We start from the raw sequence: 654 nt of genomic DNA, 5'->3' as shown, positions 1-654 counted from the left end.
TTCCGATCTCCGACGCCCTTGACCCCGAGCGGGTTGCTCGTCGCCGGGGTGGAGACCGTCTCGGTGGTGAAGCTCGGCAGGTCCGCCGCGGACGGGATCGTGTAGTCGACGAACGTGGCGTTGACCAGGGTGCCCTGGTCGTCGTAGTTCGCCTCCTCGAACAGGGCCTGCGCGATGCCCTGGGCGAGACCGCCGTGCACCTGGCCCTCGACGATCAGCGGGTTGATGACGTTCCCGATGTCGTCGACGCAGACGTACTTGCGCAGGTTCACCCGGCCGGTGTCGGTGTCGACCTCGATCGCGGCCAGGTGGGTGCCGTGCGGGTAGGAGAAGTTCTCCGGGTCGAAGACGGCGTCGGAGTCCAGCGACGGCTCCATGCCCTCCGGGTAGTCGTGCGCCATGAACGCGGCGAACGCGATCTCCTGGATGGCCTTGCCCTTGTCGGTGCCGCGGACGGTGAACTGGCCGTTCGCGAACTCGATGTCGTCCTCGGAGGCCTCGAGCAGGTGCGCGGCGATCTTCGTCGCCTTCTCGATCACCTTGTCCGCGGCGTTGACGATGGCCACACCGCCGACGACCAGCGAGCGCGAGCCGTAGGTGTCGAGGCCCTTCGGCGCCACCTGGGTGTCGCCGTGCAGGATCTCGACGTCCTAG

At 67.7% G+C, this 654-nt stretch carries 1 protein-coding gene; it reads right to left on the bottom strand.

Features of this window, described 5'->3' with window-relative positions; all coding sequences use genetic code 11:
• Positions 1-620 (bottom strand): xanthine dehydrogenase family protein molybdopterin-binding subunit (locus tag DBV35_RS29110; RefSeq protein WP_245944147.1); only part of this gene is annotated, 620 nt, incomplete at its 3' end.
• Between the last annotated feature and the right edge of the window lie 34 nt (positions 621-654).

Source organism: Acuticoccus kandeliae (assembly GCF_003073115.1).
This window is presented reverse-complemented; position numbering and strand designations above follow the sequence as displayed.